Origin of the sequence: Advenella kashmirensis WT001 (assembly GCF_000219915.2) — a bacterium.
In the GTDB taxonomy this organism is placed as follows: domain Bacteria; phylum Pseudomonadota; class Gammaproteobacteria; order Burkholderiales; family Burkholderiaceae_B; genus Advenella; species Advenella kashmirensis.
On sequence record NC_017964.1, the window covers coordinates 960,475 to 977,136 of the forward strand.

The following is a 16,662-nucleotide window of genomic DNA, read 5'->3' on the forward strand; positions in this document are numbered from 1 at the left end:
ACGCTTTTTCACCACGTTAAAGCAGCTTGCCGTTTTGTGCGATTGTCATGGTCACATTTGTTTTGACGTAGTGCACAAAATCCTTAAGCACGCGCAAAGCCGGCTTGTCGGCGCGATAAAGCGCACTGAAATGGACCATCAGTCGCGGTGAAAAATTCCTGAACACAATGTTGTTTCCGATATACGTTATCACCGTGATGGGATCGACAATGGCCAGGCAATTGCCGGACTCCACGAACGAGCACATGGTTTGCGAGGTGTTGGTGTCAACGCTTGAGAATACCTTGATGCCGTGGGATACCAGTAACAGGCCAAACGCCTGGCGGGTGTCCATGTCGTGGGACCCCAATATCATGGTCTGTCCCTGAAGGTCGGTGACGTGGATCTCGCTTTTCTGCGCCAGCGGATGGTTGCGCGGAATGGCAATCTTCGAATCCAGCGAGAACAAATGCTCGCCTAGCGGACTGGGATATTCACTGGACAGAATGACCATGCCAAGATCACACTTGGCATTCTGTACCATGTCCATGATGGTGGTAGAGGCATGAGTGGTTAACTTGACCGACAGGTCGGTATGCGCTTGCATGAAGTTGTGCAGCAGGAAAGGCAATGCCGCAGAGGCCAGGCAGGGTGCCGCGGCAATATGGAACTGGCCCTTTTGCGCTTTCTGGATCTGGCTGGCGGCATAGGCAATTTCCTGAACGCCGACCAGACTGCGCTCGACTTCCTTGAACAGCTCTTCTGCTTCGTGTGTCGGGAAAAGGCGGCCCTGGCGTCGCTCAAATAGCGGAAAGCGACAGAAGCTTCCAGATCGGATATCAAGCGTGTAGTGGCAGGTTGCGAGATGGAAAGAAACTCCGCTGCCTTCGTAACGGTACGGCTGATCATGAGGGCGCGAAATGCCTCGAGTTGTCTTAGTGTCATTGCCTGCTCGAACTGGAAAATATCGATGAATCATGCCGAGATGGCTCGGCCGGGACGATAAGTGTATTGGGGTATTGACGTATCGTTGTCCTAGGGATAATACCAATTCACCTAGGGAGAACACCTAGATGGAGGCATTCATCTGTGACGCGCATTCGTTGCGTCAAAGCCGATTTTTTTTCTTTTCAGTGCAGAATATGCGTCCAATCGGGGACATGCATGGTGCCGGCGGGCGAAAATTTTGTTCTAAAACGGCACAGGAAGGCGCGTTGCAGATGCTATAGGCGCCTGGGCTTGCATGCAACCAGCATAATTATTCATTGGCGGTGGCCGGCATGTCGGCACGGCGAGCGATAAAGGCGGCGCGCACCAGGTGTGATCGTGAGTGCATCAAGCGCGCCTGCCGCTACAGTGTGTCTGGTCAGTCCAAGGTGATATGGGCTTGTTTGGCAACCGTACGCCACTTGGTTTCTTCTGCATCAACGAATGCCTGCAGCGCTTGTGGTGTAGAGGCTTCAATATCCGCACCCAATGCCTGCAGCCGACTGGCAATATCCGGGTCCTTCAGTACTTTTGTTATTGCCGTCGATAGAGTCTGTATGACGTCGGCCGGTGTATCTTTTGGCGCAAATACTGCGTTCCATTCATAGGATGAGAAATCCGGGACACCGCTTTTCTCAAGCGTGGGAATGTTGGGCAGCAGGGCTGAGGACGTGTCGCCGCCGGTAGCCAGGACTTTCAGCTTGCCTGCCTTGATATGGGGCCACGACGATCCCAGGCTGGCAAACATGATGGGTACCTGCCCTCCCATGACGTCTGTCATAGCAGGACCACCACCCTTGTACGCGACGTGCGACAGATGTGTTTTGGCCTTAAGATTGAACAGTTCCCCTGCCAAATGCTGTGCCGAGCCGGGCCCAGCAGAAGCAAAGTGGGCAGGCTGGGCGGACTGTCCTGCTTTGATCACATCGGCAACGTTTTGGTATCCACTCTGTGGGTTGACCACCAGCACGTTGGGCACTTTGAGCAGTAAGGAAACCGGTTCGAAATCTGCTGCACTGAATGACATTTTCTGGCGCAGGGCAAAATTTTGTGCAAAGTTTGAGGCATCCAGCATGATGGTGTAGCCATCCGGTTTGGCTCGGGCAACATAAGCGCCGCCGATCATGCCGCCGGCACCGCCTTTGTTTTCAATAATCACCGTCTGGCCCAGGGCTTTGCTCAGGCTGGGGCCGATGAGCCGGGCAACTGCGTCAACCGTACCGCCCGGCGGATAGGTTACGACCATGGTTACGGGTTTTTCAGGATAGCTGCATGGGCAGCACTGGCCAAAGACAATGTGATGGCGGCAAGTAGCGTTGTGGATAATTTCATATGTCATCTCCCTTGATGTTATAGAATGCTGCGGCCGTACGATACAGAATATTCTGCCGGTCCTGTGGCCGCTGGATGTGCTGCAAGGCCCAGTTGAGGCTGTCGCTGAACCGATGTTCGGATTCATGCTGGGTATGAGGCCAGTCGCTTCCCCACATGAGTTTTTCTGATGAAAACGTACGGATGAAAAGTGACACAAGCCTGTTCAGTGAATCGACCTGCGGCTGCCTGAAAATACGATAAATGGCTGAGACCTTGATAAAAAGCCGGCCCTTATCGGCAAGCGACAAAAGATAGCAAGCTGGTCGGTCTGACATAGCTGGTCCATTTGCGGGCGACCAAAGTGGTCGACGACCAGCGCAACGTCATGAACCAGGATGGGAGCAATATAGTGCTCCAGCATTGACGACGGGGCATGCAGTTCGATGTGCATATCCAATGCTTTGATGTGTGTAAACAGTTGCTGCCAGTGCCCCTGGCGCAAATCCACAGCGCCTGCGCCAAACAGATTCAGGCGTATACCTCTGACGCCCTGCGCCCGTAATGCAGCCAGCGCTTCGATATGGCAGGCAGGATCCACTACCGCAACACCGACGCAACGGCCCGCTGATTTGTGCAGCGCGTTTAGCAAGTAGCTGTTGTCCGTGCCAAGAAAACTGGGCTGAACCAGCACGCCGTACGCCACCTGATGCTGATCCAGTAGTGCCAGATATTGGTCCAGCGTGGCGTCATAGCTGGGCGCATAGCGACGCCCGGGCGCCAGTGCAAGTCCCTGGAAAAAACGTGTGCATGGCTATCGATAACTGCTTGCGGCATGATCATTCCCGATTAATATGATGGCTATTCTAGAGAACGATCGCATATTGATATATTATGTTTATGATAATTATTCATAACATAGTGATATGGAAATAAATCAGATTAAATATTTTTTATCCGTCTTCGAACTCGGTTCCATCAGTAAATCGGCCGATGCATTGGGAATGGCCCAGCCGGCCTGAGCCAGTCGATTGCCCGCCTGGAAAAAAAGCTTGGCACGCACCTTTTTGTGCGATCAAGACGGGGTGCCATGCCAACAGACGCTGCCCGCCTGATTTATGACGATCTTAAAAAGGGCAGTTTTTATCTTGACCAGGTCAGCCACAAAGTGCAAATGGCCAGATCCGGCTTTAGCGGTAACTTGAATATCGGGATTGTGTCGTCCGCGCTTTTCAATATCCTGCCGACAGCGCTGCGAAAACTCAAGGCGATCGCACCACAGTTGCATGTAACGTTGCTGGAGCTCAGCAACGAGGAGCAAGTCAGGCAAATTCACGAAGGCAATCTGGATATTGCACTGGTGCACTCGCCGGTCAACCTGGAAGGGCGCGTTCATCAGTTGACCGTATGCCGCGAAAAGCTGATTGCTGCCATCCCCGAAAGCGCAGTCACTTACAGGAAGGACAGTATTCGGCTGGCGGAAATTGCCCGTCATGGATTGGTGCTTTATCCGGCCTCGCAATTGCCTGCGTTGCATACTGATATTCTCAACGCGTTTACTGGCTCGGGCCTCACAGTAAGTGTGAACCAATATGCAAACCGCACCCTGACCGTGCTCGCCTGTGTGGCTGCAGACCTGGGAGTCGGATTGTTGCCGAACTGGATTCGGTCTATCGGATTTGATGGTGTGCGATTTTGTGATGTGGCCGATGATGCACTGCCGGACCTGGATCTGGTGGCATTGTTCACGGCCAAGCATCAGCCTATTGTACGCGCCATGTTTGGTGATCTTGCTGGCGTAGCGGGCTAGCCGTTGCTGGCGCCGTGGCAGGCACAAGAGCCAGGGAACCGGTAGGTGGCGCGGGCGCTGGACCAGAAGCGGCTGGTGTTCGTTACTGCTCCCGTTGCCAGACACTGACGATGGCTACGGGAGCAGATAACAATAGCGTGGCCTTATGCCGCCTTGCGCAGCTTGCGCAAAACAATGGGCGCCAGCAGAAACAGCGCAGATACGATCAGAATGACAATTGAAATGGGCGTTTCGACCAGCACGGCCGGGTTGCCTGGGCAGCGGCCAGGGCCGTGCGTAGCTGGTTCTCGGCCATGGGCCCAGGATCAGGCCGATCAGAATGGGTGCAATGGGAAAGTCATAGACGCGCATGACATATCCCATCAGGCCAACGATCACCATGCAGGCCAGGTCAAAGGTTGAGCCCGATACGCCCCAGATACCGATCATGGCGAACACCAGAATGCCTGCATACAGTTGCGGCTTGGGAATTAGCAGCAACTTGACCCACATGCCCACCAGCGGCAGGTTCAGGATCAGCAGCATCACATTCCCGACATACAGGGAGGCAATCAGCCCCCAGATGAGTTCCGGGTTGGAGGTAAACAGAAACGGGCCGGGCTGCAGTCCGAAGTTCTGGAACGCCGCCAGCAAAATAGCCGCGGTGGCAGAGGTTGGCAGTCTCAGTGTCAGCAAGGGGACAAGTACGCCGGCGGCCGCCGCATTGTTCGCCGCTTCAGGACCGGCAACGCCTTCAATGGCGCCGGTGGTACCGAATTCCTCTTTCTTTTTGCACAGCTTCTTTTCCAGCGTGTAGGAAAGCATGGTTGGAATCTCGGAGCCACCGCCGGGCAGAGCGCCCATGGGAAAGCCGATGGCGGTACCACGCAACCAGGGCATGAATGAGCGTTTCCATTCCTCTTTGGTCATCCAGATACTGCCTTTGATGGGCAGCACATCGTCGCTTTGATGCCGGTAGCGGCTGGCAACATAAATAATTTCACCGATAGCAAACAGCGATACCAGCACCACCGTGAGCTCCATCCCATCGAGCAGCGAGCTGGCGCCAAAGGTCATGCGCGGCTGCCCGGTCATCTTGTCGATGCCGATAACCCCAAGTGCCAGACCAATGAACAGGGAAACAAAGCCGCGAACCCGTGAAGTTCCCATGACCACGGCGACGGACGTAAAGGCCAGAACGGTGAGCGCAAAATAGTCTGCCGGTTTGAAGTAGAACGCCAGCTCGGCAATGGACGGCGCCGCGAAGGTCAGCAGGAGGGTGGCGATGGTGCCGGCGACGAAGGAACCGACCGCCGCCGTGGCCAGCGCCGCAGCCCCGCGCCCGGAGCGCGCCATTTTGTTGCCCTCCAGTGCCGTCATCATGGAGCCGCTTCGCCGGGGGTATTGATCAGAATCGATGTGGTGGAACCGCCGTACATCGCGCCGTAGAGAACGCCGGCGAACATGATGAACGCCGAGACCGGTCCCACGGACACGGTGACCGGCAGCAGCAGTGCAATGGTCAGCGCCGGGCCGATGCCCGGCAGGATGCCAATGGCGGTGCCAAGCACGGAGCCGACCAGCGCCCAGAAAAGATTCATGGGTTGCAGGGCAACATCAAAGCCCTGCAGTAATAAGCCGAAGGTATCCATTCAGAAGCCTGCCAGGGGAAGAAAACCGCCTAGTTGCAGACCCAGGCGCGAAAAAAGAAACCAGCACACCGAGCCCAGAATGGCGCCGGTGATCAGGTCAATGATTGTTTTTTTTGAACCGAAAGCGCGCGCGACCAGCATGAACGACAGCATGGCGGTAATGGGCAGGCCCAGTGCCTCCATGGTGAGTGCCGGTACGATGGTGGCGGCAAGCGCGGTAAAGAAAGCCCGCTTGTCCATGGGCAGATTGCCCGCGGCATTTTCCGCATCCTGTGCTTCGAAACGTTCGCCTCGGGCAATTTGAATCAACAGCAAAATGCCCAGCAACAGCAGGCCACCGCCGGCAATGGTAACAAACATGCCCGGGCCGATAGCCGCGTACTGTGCCGTCGCGGGCAACGTGGTTGTGGCATACAGGCAGATACAGCCCAGGACTATGACGGCAATACCCAGCCACCAGGGCCGGGCGCCAGGCGCCGCAGCTTCTGGCCCCGCCGGTGTTGCGCCTGTCGGCGATGGTGTTTCCTTATTTTGCAAGACCTGCGTCCTTCAGGATTTTGTTGATACGGTCACTTTCATCCTTGATGAAGCTGCCAAATTCAGGTCCGGCCAGGAAGAACTGGTCCCAACCCTGAGTGGCCATGGTTTGCTTCCAGGCATCGCTCTCATTCAGTTTGGTGAAGCGGTCAACCCAAACTTTGTAGTTGTCTTCGGGCATGTCCACAGAACCCAGAACGCCACGCCAGTTTGCCAGTTCGACATCGTAGCCGGCTTCTTTGAAGGTGGGCGCATCCAGCCCTTTCATGCGCTCTGCCGAGGTGATACCCAGTATTTTGACGCGGCCGGACTTGGCAAATTGCTGAAATTCGGAGATGCCCGAGATGCCGGCCTTGAGTGTGCCGTTCACAATACCGGTGACGGTATCGGCGCCGCCGGCCTGCGGGATGTAATTGAGTTTGTTAACTGCAGTGCCGCTTGCCTGGCCAGCAGGGCCAGGGCAATATGATCCACTCCACCGGCCGAGCCGCCGCCTACCGGTGTGCCACCCGGATTTTCCTTGAGTGCTTGGCAAAATCAGCCAGCGTTTTGTAAGGAGAGTCTGGGCGTACTGCAAGCACCAGGTACTCTGCCGTCAGGCGTGCTACCGGTTTGAACTTGGACAGATCGACCGGTGATTTGTTAAGCGTGATTGCGCCCACGGTAATGGCGCCAAATACCGCCAGATTATCCGGTTTGCCGCTGGTGCCATTCTGGAACTCGGCCAGACCGATGGTGCCGCCGGCACCGCCCTTGTTGGTGAAGTTGACGCTACCGGTATAAATGCCGGCCTTGTTCATGGCCGAGAAGGCCTGCCGGCCCGTTCCATCCCAGCCGCCGCCGGGGTTGGCCGGCAGCATGACGCTGACCTGTGCGCTGGCTGCTGCAGCAAAAAATGTGGTGGCCGCAATGCACGACCGCAGGATGCCTGATAGTTTCATGTCCGCTCCGAAAGGGTTTGTTGTAATTGGTAATAATTCAGAGAAGAATAGGTTGGATCAGGAGGTATTGTCAATAAGGGAAAGGGAGCGGGAAAGGGAGCCGGCGGCCAGGGGCGGTGCCAAGGCAGGGTGTTGGCGCTGCTGCGGTTTACTTCGGGCGCTAGGCCCAGGGTAATACGCAGCAGGCGCTGCGGTCGTTATGGCCGCATCAGCTGGCGCTTCTGGCGCGAAACGCCTTGGCGCTCAGGCCTTCCTGCACGCCCATATGCTCCGGCGCAACATCGATCACCATTGTGCGGATGCAGGTATCGGATACGTCAAGCGAGGTAACGGCCGCTTTGTTGATGGCTGCCATGAAATCAGCCTTGAGTTCATCGTTCCGGCCAGCAAGCAGGAAAGCCACAATGTTGACGAATTCAGCACCGATCTGGCCGGCGACAATCGAATCCTGCTGCTCAACTTCCTGCAGGGAAATACGAATGCTGGGCAAGGCTGCATTCAGCGTTTGTTCTATGACTTTGGTGGCATTTTGCAGGAAGGCGGTTTTTTGTTGCTGGCTGCGGCCGGCAGTGACCTGAACTTGAAGAATGGGCATGATAGAAATGTCTCGTTTGAATGAAATGTGCTTTGAAATAGGGGCAGGGTCGGGACCCATCGCCTTTTGCGATTGTATCGGAAAGCCGGCTATGTGCCATCCATTGACGTGTTTTGAGTGCTCTTTAAGGTTGCGAGAGTGAATGTATTGAAAACACGACAACAACCAGAGCGTACTGCGTTTGCCGGATGTGTGCCATTGGTAGGCGCCAGGGATAAACGCCATGAAAGAAGGGCACTGCAAGCGTGCCCCTTCTTTTAATTCGATAACGCTGACTGCCTTCTACTGATTACGGCTCGTTGCGCAGCGCGCGAACAGCGCGCTCCAGGATCTGGCGGGTTCTGAATTGCACCAGCGCCTGCCAGTCGGGGTCGGCGGGGAAGAAAAAGTCCAGCAGGCGCTGTTTTATCTTCTTGCCTTCGGCACTGGCCGGGTCGCCATGCAGGTGCAGGAAATGATCGTCCAGCAAAGCGGGCTGACCCACCGATTGGCTATCATAGGTGCCGCATTCGACAACCAATTGGGTAAATTTACGGTCACTGAATAGCTTGATCATGGCCGCAGACGTGTAACCGGTGGCGGCGGCCGAGATGCCGGTATCGCTGGCATTGTTGGCGCCGGTAATCACCGTATACAACCATGGTCCGTATATGGACCGGGCGCGCGTGATGCCGGGGTAGTCCTGTTCGGCAATGGCCATGAGCATGGGGTGGCCGAACTGCCCGGCGCCTGTGTGCAGATCGAAACTGATGATTTCCCTGGCATGCGCCGGCAGATGGTCTTTCAGGATTTTATGCAGCGTGATATTGGACCAGCTGGGTTTTTCGCCGCCGTAATAAAGACCATCCCGGTGGCGATATTGGCCGGCTTCCACAATGTTCATCAGCGCAGCATAGCCTTTTTCCTGTACGGTCTGGCGCCAGCGCACATCGCGCGCTTTACGCCTGGCGGCGTCACGGATATCGGTCGCAAACAAGTCATGAACCGCTTCGTAGCCCGGATTGGCTGGCAAGGGCTGGTCAAAATCCACATAATTGCGATTCAGATCCATATTGTCTTCGTTAACCCTTCGCTTCCAGGAAGTACCCCACGGATTGATCAGGTGAATGAACAGGATGCCCACGCCCGCCGACGGCGAGATATCCTGTTCCAGCAGAAAGCGGGTCTGGCAGATGGAGCCATAGTAACCCTCGACGCCGTGTGTGCCGGACACCACCACCATCCATTTTTCGGCATCGGGATCCCCGGCGATGGCCACGTCGGTGCACAGATTCTCGTTTTCCACGCCCTTGAGCGGATGCGGGTACGAATGCAGGCGAGCGCCGCGGTGATGGGCAGCCTTCAGGAACGAGGCGCGCAACTGCGAGTAGGTCAGTTGGCCGGGCGCGAGCCGGAAAATGGGCAAATCTGCGGAATCGAAGGGTGTCATGAGCGAATTCTCGGGCCGAAAGGCAAGAAAAACATGGGTTTCGGACAAAATCAGGAAGCGAGCGGGAAATTTATGCAAAAATCTCGTGTCCGCGCGTTGTAACCTGCCTGCAATCACAGCTGTGAACCAGGGACAAGGCGTTATACTACTTCAATTATTTACGATATGTTTCCCGGGGTTAGGAATGAAAAAACTTTTTGTTGCGGCAATGCTGGCTGCATTGTTACCGACAGTGGTGTCTGCGGCACCCGCCAAACTGCGTCTGGGCGTTGACCCCACGTTCGCTCCTTTCGAGTCGGTCAATCCACAGGGCGAGCTGGTTGGTATTGATATTGATATGGGTAAATCCATCTGTAAGCGCATTGAAGCTGACTGCGAATGGATCCGCATGAATTTTGATGGCGTGATTCCAGCCCTGAAAGCCAAGAAAATAGACGGCATCCTGTCCGGAATGACCATTACCAAAGAGCGCGAGAAGCAGGTTCTGTTTTCGGATGTGATGTACGCCAGCTCCACGCGGCTGATGGTACCGGCCAACAGTGAAGGGCTGGATACGACCGCCGAGTCGCTCAAGGGTAAAACGGTAGGGGTTGTTCAGGGCACCACGCAGGCCGCCTATGCCGACAAGCATTGGAAAGGCAAGGGCATCAATCTGGTTTCCTATCAGAATGACGATCTGGCCAAGCAGGATCTGGCACTGGGTCGTGTGGACGCCACGCTGCAGGACGCAGCGGCGGCCACGATCTTCTTCGATAGCCCTGACGGCAAGAACTTCAAGCTGGTAGGCGCGCCTGTGTCCGATGCAGAAGTCTTCGGCAATGGTAACGGCATCGGCCTGCGCAAGGAAGATACCGAGCTCAAGGGTAAAATCGACAAGGCGCTGGCTGATATGAAAAAGGACGGCGAATACGCAAAAATTCTGGAAGCTACAAGAAATACGGCATCAAGGAACACGAATAAGCGTGTCTGACCGGTGCTGCGCGGACCGGCTTTACGCCGGTGACCGCGCAGTTTGCATTTTTGGGCAGCCTGGTTGCCCGCATCGCATGTACGGCGGGATACAACGGCATGAGCCGCACCGCCCCCATGCAGTTGCATTACATTATTAATAACGATATTTAAGGAACCCGATGCTGTACGGTTATGGATCCCAGATATGGGCCGGTACACTCGCAACCTGTCTGCTGACCCTGTTAACGCTGGTTTTTTCGATCATCATCGGAATGATCGGGGCTTTGTGCAAGCTGTCTCCCAATCCTTTGCTGCGCTGGACCTTCACAGGGTATACGACATTAATCCGCAGTGTTCCCGACCTGGTGATCATGCTACTGGTTTTTTATAACCTGCAGGAACTCATCAACGCCATTTGTACCTGGGCCGGCTGGCCGCAATACCAGATGGATGCGTTTTCGGCAGGGGTGACAACGCTATCGTTTATCTATGGCGCCTATATGACAGAGACCTTTCGCGGAGCGATCCAGTCTGTGCCCAAAGGCCAGCTGGAAGCAGGCTACGCGACAGGCATGGCCCCCCTGACGGTGTTTCGCCTGATCCTGTTGCCACAATTGATCCGCTTTGCCTTACCCGGGCTGAACAATAATCTGCAGGTTATTATCAAGGCAACGGCCCTGGTTTCCATTATCGGTTTGCTCGATATTGTGACAGTCACGCAGCAGGCCGGACGCAGTACCCAGCAGCTGTTTTTCTTCAATCTGGTGGCCGCAGCCATTTATCTGTGCATGACGGCTGTCAGCCTGATCGTGTTGTCCTGGCTTAATCGACGCTATTCGGCCGGGGTGCGGGAGGTGAGGCTGTGAGCGAAATTCTGGAGCGCTACTGGCAAGCCTACCTTGGTTTTGGCATTCCCATGACGGGGCTGGCCATGACCATATGGATATTGCTGCTGTCCGTGTTGTTTGGCACGGTGCTGGCCATTCCCATGGCGATCTGGCGCAGTTCGTCCAACCGCTGGGTCAGCGTGCCGGTGCGCGTGTACACCTTTGTGTTTCGCGGCACGCCGCTTTACGTGCAGTTGCTGCTGGTTTACACCGGCCTGTTCAGCCTGAGCGTAGTGCGTGGCACGCCAATGCTGGCCACGTTTTTCCGTGACGGTTTCAATTGTGTGATTCTTGCCTTTACCATCAACACCTGCGCGTACATGACAGAGGTGCTGGCGGGCGCAATTCGGGCCATTCCTCATGGCGAAATTGAAGCGGCGCAGGCTTTTGGCTTTTCCCGTTTCCGGTTGTACACGAAGATCATTTTGCCCTCTGCATTCCGGCGCGCCCTGCCGTTTTACAGCAACGAGGTTATTCTGGTTCTGCATTCGACCTCACTGGCGTTTACGGCAACGGTGCCCGAGCTTCTCAAGGTGGCGCGCGATGTCAATAGCGCCACGTTCAATTCCTTACCCGCCTTTGGCATTGCTGCCATCCTGTACGCCGTTCTGGCAATGGTTCTGGTTGCGCTGTTTCGCAAGGCAGAGAGCAAATGGCTCGGGTTTCTGAAACCCGCTGCTGTTTAACAGGTTATCACCATGGAAAATTTACGCGTCCAGGATATTCACAAACGTTTCGGCAACAACGAGGTGCTCAAGGGCGTGTCGCTGCTGGCTAACAAGGGTGATGTAATCAGTATCATCGGCTCCAGCGGTTCAGGTAAAAGCACGCTACTGCGTTGTATCAATTTTCTGGAAACGCCCGATTCAGGCAGAATATTTATTCATGGGCAAGAGCTGCGCACCGTTCAGCGCAAGGGTACGCTGGTGCCGGCTGACCGCCGCCAATTGCAATATATGCGCACCCGGCTGTCCATGGTGTTCCAGCATTTCAATCTTTGGTCGCACATGACTGTGCAGGAGAACATTACGGCCGCGCCGGTCAATGTTCTGGGCCTGTCGCGTCAAGAGGCGCAGGCCAGGGCGGAAAGCAATCTGCTCAAGGTCGGGCTGAGCCTGGATACAATGAAAAAGTACCCGGTGCACCTGTCCGGCGGGCAACAGCAACGAGTAGCGATCGCGCGTGCACTGGCGCTGGAGCCAGAGGTCATGCTGTTTGACGAGCCCACTTCGGCCCTGGACCCGGAACTGGTTGGTGAAGTGCTGCGCGTGATGCAGAAACTGGCCGAGGAGGGGCGCACCATGATCATCGTGACACACGAGATGGCGTTTGCCCGCCAGGTGTCCAGTCATGTCATGTTTTTGCATCAGGGTGTGGTCGAAGAAGAGGGCGCGCCGGGCCAGATTCTGAGCAATCCTCAAAGCGCCCGGCTGGCGACCTTTCTGGCAGGAAATCTTAAGTAGTACGGTTTCTAAGTAGCAAAGCGCTTAAGTAGCGACGTTCTTAATCAGCACCGCCTTCAGTGGCTCGCCTGCTGTGCTCGCAAGGGCGATTGCGTATCCAGTCAGGGCTAACAAACGGTAGTGGCTGATAAAAAAATGGTACACATACCGACGCTTATCTGCCCGAGGCGACGTTGTCGGCTGATCTCTGCTGTTACGAAGATTTGCGTTAAGGTTAATGACATTTGGCATAACCACAACGTGGTGTGATTTCGCATTTGATAACAAAATGAACCAGGCAGGCTACGTAAAAAGATGCGTCGGCCAGGACAATAATGATAAGGTCGGACGATACGGGCCAAACCATGTCGGTCGCTGTCGCTCTGTGGCCCGGTCAGCGAATCATGCAACGCGAACGACTTGAGATAAGGAGCCAAATCATGCCGGCAAAATCTCAGGACCAGCAACAAGCCGCGGGCGCGGCACTGGCTGCCAAGCGCGGCGAAACAAAGGTGAGCAGTTTGAAAGGCGCGTCCAAATCGATGTATGACTCGATGTCGGAAAAGGAACTGGAAGAACTGGCTTCGACCCCTCGCAAGGGCAAGCCGGAACATGTCGGGGACAAGGGCAGGGACAGGGACTAAGTCGCTGCCGGGTGTCCGCTGAACTGACAGCTAGATTTTCCTGTAAGCACAGGCCGCGCGGCATGGCGGACAGCGCGATGACGGCGAGCAATGTCGCCGGTACCTGTCCTGCCTGTTTAAGCGACCTCGCGGGGCTGGCGCAACAGCGCTATGGCGTTTGCTGCGCCGGCTCATGTTGCCTGGCAAATCTCCTGGCTGATCGGGAAAATTAATCGGCCAAATTAATCGGGCTGGGCAATGGCGGTTTCCTGTATGGGGATCACAGTCGGCCGGGTGCTCATGGCTTCTGCGGATGCCATTGCCTCTTCCTGCTTGATCAGCTGTTCCAACCCCTTGCGGAATTTGATCGGCCCGCCATCCAGTTTAAGATTGATGAATGGCGTCCGGCGATTGTCCATGCCCTTTTGTACAGCGCCCAGCACGATCCGGTCTTCTTCAAATGCTTTGCGTACGCCTTCGGCGAACTGGCGCGACACGTCTGCATCATTGGGACTGAAGTTTCTGAGCTGGAACCAGAAGTAGCGTGTAGTCTTTTCGTCGACCGGCGTCAGAAAATTATAGGAGTCCATCAGAAATACGTCGGGATGGATTGTCGCGTTGTCGCCGCCGGTGCCGGCAGGTGTAAAGATGGCCTTGATAATGGCGTGCGACGGATAGCGCACTTCGTAATGCTGCTTGCGATCGCAGTTGCCGGTGAACTTGACAAACTTCGCATAAAAAGGCGCCACTTCGGTGTCGTACATCCAGCGCGAAACGATGACACCGCTATCGGTCACCGTTGTGGTCAAGGGTTCGTTCACGCAGGCGCTGTTGCCGAATGAGCTGCGGTGTACCCAGGCCACATGCGAAGGATCCAGCAGATTGTCGGTCATGTACAGGTAATTGCATTCGACGATCATGGCATCGCCCTGATTGATGCCCCAATCAGGATGACCGTACTCTGCTATTTGCGGAATCAGGGATGCATCGGCCTTGTCTGCGTCGCCCATCCAGACCCAGACCAGACCGTATTTTTCAGTGGTGGCAAAACTTTTGACGGTGGCCGCGCGCGGGATTTTGGCGCCCGGCGCGAAAATACAGGTGCCCTGGCCGTTGAAGGTAAGTCCGTGGTAGCCGCATTCTACGGCATCATCAATGAGCCGGCCCATAGACAGGGGTAGCTTGCGGTGCGGGCAGGCGTCTTCAAGGGCGACGACCTGGCCGTCCTGCTGGCGATAGAACACCAGATATTCATTAAGCAATTGCAATGGATAAAGCTCATGGACAATGTCGTGGCTCCATTCCGCGACATACCATGCATTCTTCAGAAACATGAAAATCTCCGTCTATTCCGGCCGTTTCAGGGCTGCCATATAACGCTCGACATATTCGTCAAAGCTTTCGTTGTCGGACGCTTCTATTTCTGCCTGGTCCTCAAGCGACTTTTTCACGCTGGCGCGCATTTTCTGCTCGGTGTCGGCAGACAGCTCGCCAAAGCGCAGCTCGTCGGTCAGGCGCTGGCTTTGCAACTGAGTATAGTCGGCAAAGCTTAAGCCGCTGTCGCGCAACTCCTGCAGGATACGGGCTGAGGGCGTGGCAGAAACGTCATCCAGTTTGTGGCGCTGCTCCTGGATCGCAGCACTGTATTGCGTGGTGCTGAAAGCGATATCCAGTTCCTTGGCGTATAGCGCAATCTGATCGAGCAACTGATTGCCCCAGACGGGGATGGAAATGTCTTCGCCGTTGCTGGTCAGGCGCAATGCGGGGTCACGGCCGCGGTTGACCACGTCGGTGAAATTGGCCTGGCTTTCCTCACAGAAACCGTCATAAGGGAAAAGCCGGCTGTCATGCACGGCACAGAACAGCAGGAACGCATCCATGAAATGACAGGTTGCATTTGAAATACCGACAGCGCTGAAAGGATCAATATCCAGGCAGCGGATCTCCACGTACTGAATGCCGCGCTCCATGAGCGCAGTAATAGGTCTTTCGCCGCGCGCGGTAGTGCGCTTGGGCCGGATCGTTGAGTAGTACTCATTTTCGATCTGCAGCACATTGGTGTTCAGTTGAATCCACTGACCGTCGCGGTGGGTGCCCAGCGCTGGTACTCAGGCCAGGGTTGCGTGACGGCGTGATACATTTTCCTGATGAAGGTGGACAGGTCGTTGTAGCACATTTTCAGCCGGCCTGGGCATCGTTCTGGTAGCCCAGATCGCTCATGCGCAGGCTGGTGGCGTAGGGCAGATACAGCGTGTCGTGATCCAGTTCGCGCAGCGGATTAGGCCGATCGCCCAGGAACGAGCGGGGAACGGCGGGCGATGCGCCGAACAGATACATGAGCAGCCAGTTATAACGGGTGAAATTGCGAATCAGCCCATATAGCCGACAGACTGGCGCTCGGTCTCGGTTGTACCTTCGAGATCCAGAACCTGCCACAGCGAATCGGGTAATGAAAAATTGTAATGCAGACCGGCGATGCATTGCATGGTGCGGCCATAGCGCTCGGCCAGTCCGCGACGGTACACATGGCGCAGCATGCCGCTATTGGATTTTCCGTAAGTCGCAATGGGAATCTGGTCGTCGGCAGGCAGGTGCCCGGGCATCGATTGCATCCAGATGCTTTCGGACGGAAACTGACGGGTGGCAAAGCGATGTACGTCGGTCAGCTCTTCGAGCAGATCGTCCACTGAAGTATGGGTTCCGGTAATCAACTCGATCAGCGCTTCCGAATAGTCAGTTGTGATATTCGGATGGGTCAGGGCGGAGCCAGAAGGGTGCTGTGCGGCGTGGTGGCGAGCGCGCCATCACGGTCGATCCGTAGCCCTTCGCGTTCAATTCCGCGTAGAATATGAGTTAGCGAGTCTCGATGCTGCTGTAGTGTGGTCATGCGCTGCACAAGTCGTCCTGAGATATCTCTGAAATCAATAATTGCTGATTTTAAGGGAGTTCCGCAGCTTTTCAGTTTTTAAACGGTTTGTTTCGAATTAATTAATTTGGGTGGTGCAGGTGATCAAACGTCTGGCTCTTGTTTTTTTCATGGTTTTGTTGGCGGGTTGTTCGCCAAAGTACGATTGGCGCGAAGTGTCCACCGCTGGTGGGCGGGTGCAGGCGATTTTCCCTGATAAGCCGCGCAGTGAATCGCGCAGCACGCAAATCGAAGGCGTGCAATATCCCTTTACCATGGACATGGCGCTGGTGGACGATCAGGTGTTTGCGGTTGTCTACAGCTTGCTGCCGCAGGAAAAGCAGGACGAGGCCAGTACACGCAAGGCGGGCGAGGCACTGCTGCGTTCGGTATACGCCAGCATGAATGAGCCGGTGCCCGAGCCGTTGCCGCCCTTCGGACAGAAACTGACTTTCAGAAAAGCCGTGGGCAACGAGAATGCCAGCGTTTACGTCAAGGTGTTCGCGGGCAGTGGCGTGATTGTTCAGGCTTATGCGGCCGGTCAGGACAACACGTTGAAAGAGTCGGTCGCCGACGAGTTCCTGAACGGCATGACGCTCCGATAGCGACCTGTCCGCTTATTCTTAAAATGATA

At 55.5% G+C, this 16,662-nt stretch carries 17 protein-coding genes and 3 pseudogenes; 8 read left to right on the plus strand and 12 right to left on the minus strand.

Annotated features, from left to right (window positions below; genetic code table 11):
- Positions 1–16: 16 nt before the first annotated feature.
- From TKWG_RS04525 to TKWG_RS25800, 4 genes are all read right to left on the minus strand, one after another.
- Positions 17–958 carry a LysR substrate-binding domain-containing protein gene (locus tag TKWG_RS04525; RefSeq protein ID WP_014749691.1) on the minus strand — a complete coding sequence of 314 codons (942 nt, stop codon included), beginning with the start codon at positions 956–958 and terminating at the stop codon, positions 17–19.
- Positions 959–1,345: 387 nt separating this feature from the next.
- Positions 1,346–2,305, minus strand: coding sequence for a tripartite tricarboxylate transporter substrate binding protein (locus TKWG_RS04530; RefSeq protein WP_148274471.1), 960 nt, complete (start codon positions 2,303–2,305; stop codon positions 1,346–1,348).
- A complete protein-coding gene (locus tag TKWG_RS25795) occupies positions 2,295–2,615 on the minus strand; it encodes an amidohydrolase family protein (protein ID WP_081489218.1) in 321 nt (106 codons plus the stop codon). The genes TKWG_RS04530 and TKWG_RS25795 overlap by 11 nt, the downstream gene beginning before the upstream one ends.
- Positions 2,504–3,061: an amidohydrolase family protein gene (locus TKWG_RS25800; protein ID WP_081489219.1), complete on the minus strand. Its 558-nt coding sequence runs from the start codon at positions 3,059–3,061 to the stop codon at positions 2,504–2,506. The genes TKWG_RS25795 and TKWG_RS25800 overlap by 112 nt, the downstream gene beginning before the upstream one ends.
- A 142-nt stretch (positions 3,062–3,203) precedes the next feature.
- On the opposite strand from TKWG_RS25800, the pseudogene TKWG_RS26875 reads away from it, so the two are divergent.
- A pseudogene (locus tag TKWG_RS26875) lies at positions 3,204–3,328 on the plus strand (LysR family transcriptional regulator); the annotation flags it as partial.
- Between the two features lie 39 nt (positions 3,329–3,367).
- Positions 3,368–4,087 (plus strand): LysR family substrate-binding domain-containing protein, encoded by a 720-nt coding sequence (locus tag TKWG_RS04540; protein ID WP_014749695.1) that lies wholly within the window; start codon positions 3,368–3,370, stop codon positions 4,085–4,087.
- Between the two features lie 143 nt (positions 4,088–4,230).
- Here the strand turns inward: TKWG_RS04540 and TKWG_RS04545 are convergent.
- The 6 genes and pseudogenes from TKWG_RS04545 to TKWG_RS04565 all read right to left on the minus strand — a co-directional run bounded on the left by TKWG_RS04545 (position 4,231) and on the right by TKWG_RS04565 (position 9,298).
- Positions 4,231–5,718 (minus strand): annotated as a pseudogene (locus tag TKWG_RS04545) (tripartite tricarboxylate transporter permease).
- Positions 5,719–6,255: a tripartite tricarboxylate transporter TctB family protein gene (locus tag TKWG_RS04550; protein WP_014749696.1), complete on the minus strand. Its 537-nt coding sequence runs from the start codon at positions 6,253–6,255 to the stop codon at positions 5,719–5,721.
- On the minus strand, positions 6,245–6,790 hold the full coding sequence (locus TKWG_RS04555; RefSeq protein WP_264300274.1) for a Bug family tripartite tricarboxylate transporter substrate binding protein: 546 nt from the start codon (positions 6,788–6,790) through the stop codon (positions 6,245–6,247). Before TKWG_RS04555 ends, TKWG_RS04550 begins: the two co-directional genes overlap by 11 nt.
- Entirely contained in the window at positions 6,750–7,196 is a 447-nt protein-coding gene (locus tag TKWG_RS25805; RefSeq protein ID WP_264300275.1) for a tripartite tricarboxylate transporter substrate-binding protein, read from the minus strand. Before TKWG_RS25805 ends, TKWG_RS04555 begins: the two co-directional genes overlap by 41 nt.
- Positions 7,197–7,404: 208 nt before the next feature.
- Positions 7,405–7,791, minus strand: a complete 387-nt coding sequence (locus tag TKWG_RS23525; RefSeq protein WP_041709862.1) for a tautomerase family protein — start codon at positions 7,789–7,791, stop codon at positions 7,405–7,407.
- A gap of 289 nt (positions 7,792–8,080) precedes the next feature.
- Complete coding sequence (locus TKWG_RS04565; RefSeq protein WP_202947768.1) at positions 8,081–9,298, minus strand: DUF2817 domain-containing protein; 1,218 nt, start codon at positions 9,296–9,298, stop codon at positions 8,081–8,083.
- 106 nt (positions 9,299–9,404) lie between these two features.
- Here TKWG_RS04565 and TKWG_RS04570 point away from each other — a divergent pair, with 106 nt between their 5' ends.
- The 5 genes from TKWG_RS04570 (at position 9,405) to TKWG_RS04590 (ending at position 13,144) form a co-directional block, all read left to right on the plus strand.
- The gene (locus TKWG_RS04570) at positions 9,405–10,190 is read left to right on the plus strand and encodes a lysine/arginine/ornithine ABC transporter substrate-binding protein (RefSeq protein ID WP_014749699.1); all 786 of its coding nucleotides are present in this window, start codon (positions 9,405–9,407) and stop codon (positions 10,188–10,190) included.
- 160 nt (positions 10,191–10,350) lie between these two features.
- A complete protein-coding gene (locus tag TKWG_RS04575) occupies positions 10,351–11,037 on the plus strand; it encodes an ABC transporter permease (protein ID WP_014749700.1) in 687 nt (228 codons plus the stop codon).
- Positions 11,034–11,744, plus strand: a complete 711-nt coding sequence (gene hisM / locus TKWG_RS04580) for a histidine ABC transporter permease HisM (RefSeq protein WP_014749701.1) — start codon at positions 11,034–11,036, stop codon at positions 11,742–11,744. Before TKWG_RS04575 ends, hisM begins: the two co-directional genes overlap by 4 nt.
- A 12-nt stretch (positions 11,745–11,756) precedes the next feature.
- Positions 11,757–12,521 (plus strand): ABC transporter ATP-binding protein, encoded by a 765-nt coding sequence (locus tag TKWG_RS04585; protein WP_014749702.1) that lies wholly within the window; start codon positions 11,757–11,759, stop codon positions 12,519–12,521.
- Between the two features lie 419 nt (positions 12,522–12,940).
- On the plus strand, positions 12,941–13,144 hold the full coding sequence (locus tag TKWG_RS04590) for a DUF3008 family protein (RefSeq protein WP_014749703.1): 204 nt from the start codon (positions 12,941–12,943) through the stop codon (positions 13,142–13,144).
- A gap of 221 nt (positions 13,145–13,365) precedes the next feature.
- Here TKWG_RS04590 and TKWG_RS04595 read toward each other — a convergent pair whose 3' ends face one another.
- On the minus strand, positions 13,366–14,457 hold the full coding sequence (locus tag TKWG_RS04595) for an aromatic ring-hydroxylating dioxygenase subunit alpha (protein WP_014749704.1): 1,092 nt from the start codon (positions 14,455–14,457) through the stop codon (positions 13,366–13,368).
- Positions 14,458–14,469: 12 nt separating this feature from the next.
- Positions 14,470–16,034: pseudogene (gene gshA, locus TKWG_RS04600) on the minus strand (glutamate--cysteine ligase).
- Positions 16,035–16,159: 125 nt separating this feature from the next.
- On the opposite strand from gshA, the gene TKWG_RS21135 reads away from it, so the two are divergent.
- On the plus strand, positions 16,160–16,633 hold the full coding sequence (locus TKWG_RS21135; RefSeq protein ID WP_171815122.1) for a hypothetical protein: 474 nt from the start codon (positions 16,160–16,162) through the stop codon (positions 16,631–16,633).
- Positions 16,634–16,662 lie beyond the last annotated feature (29 nt).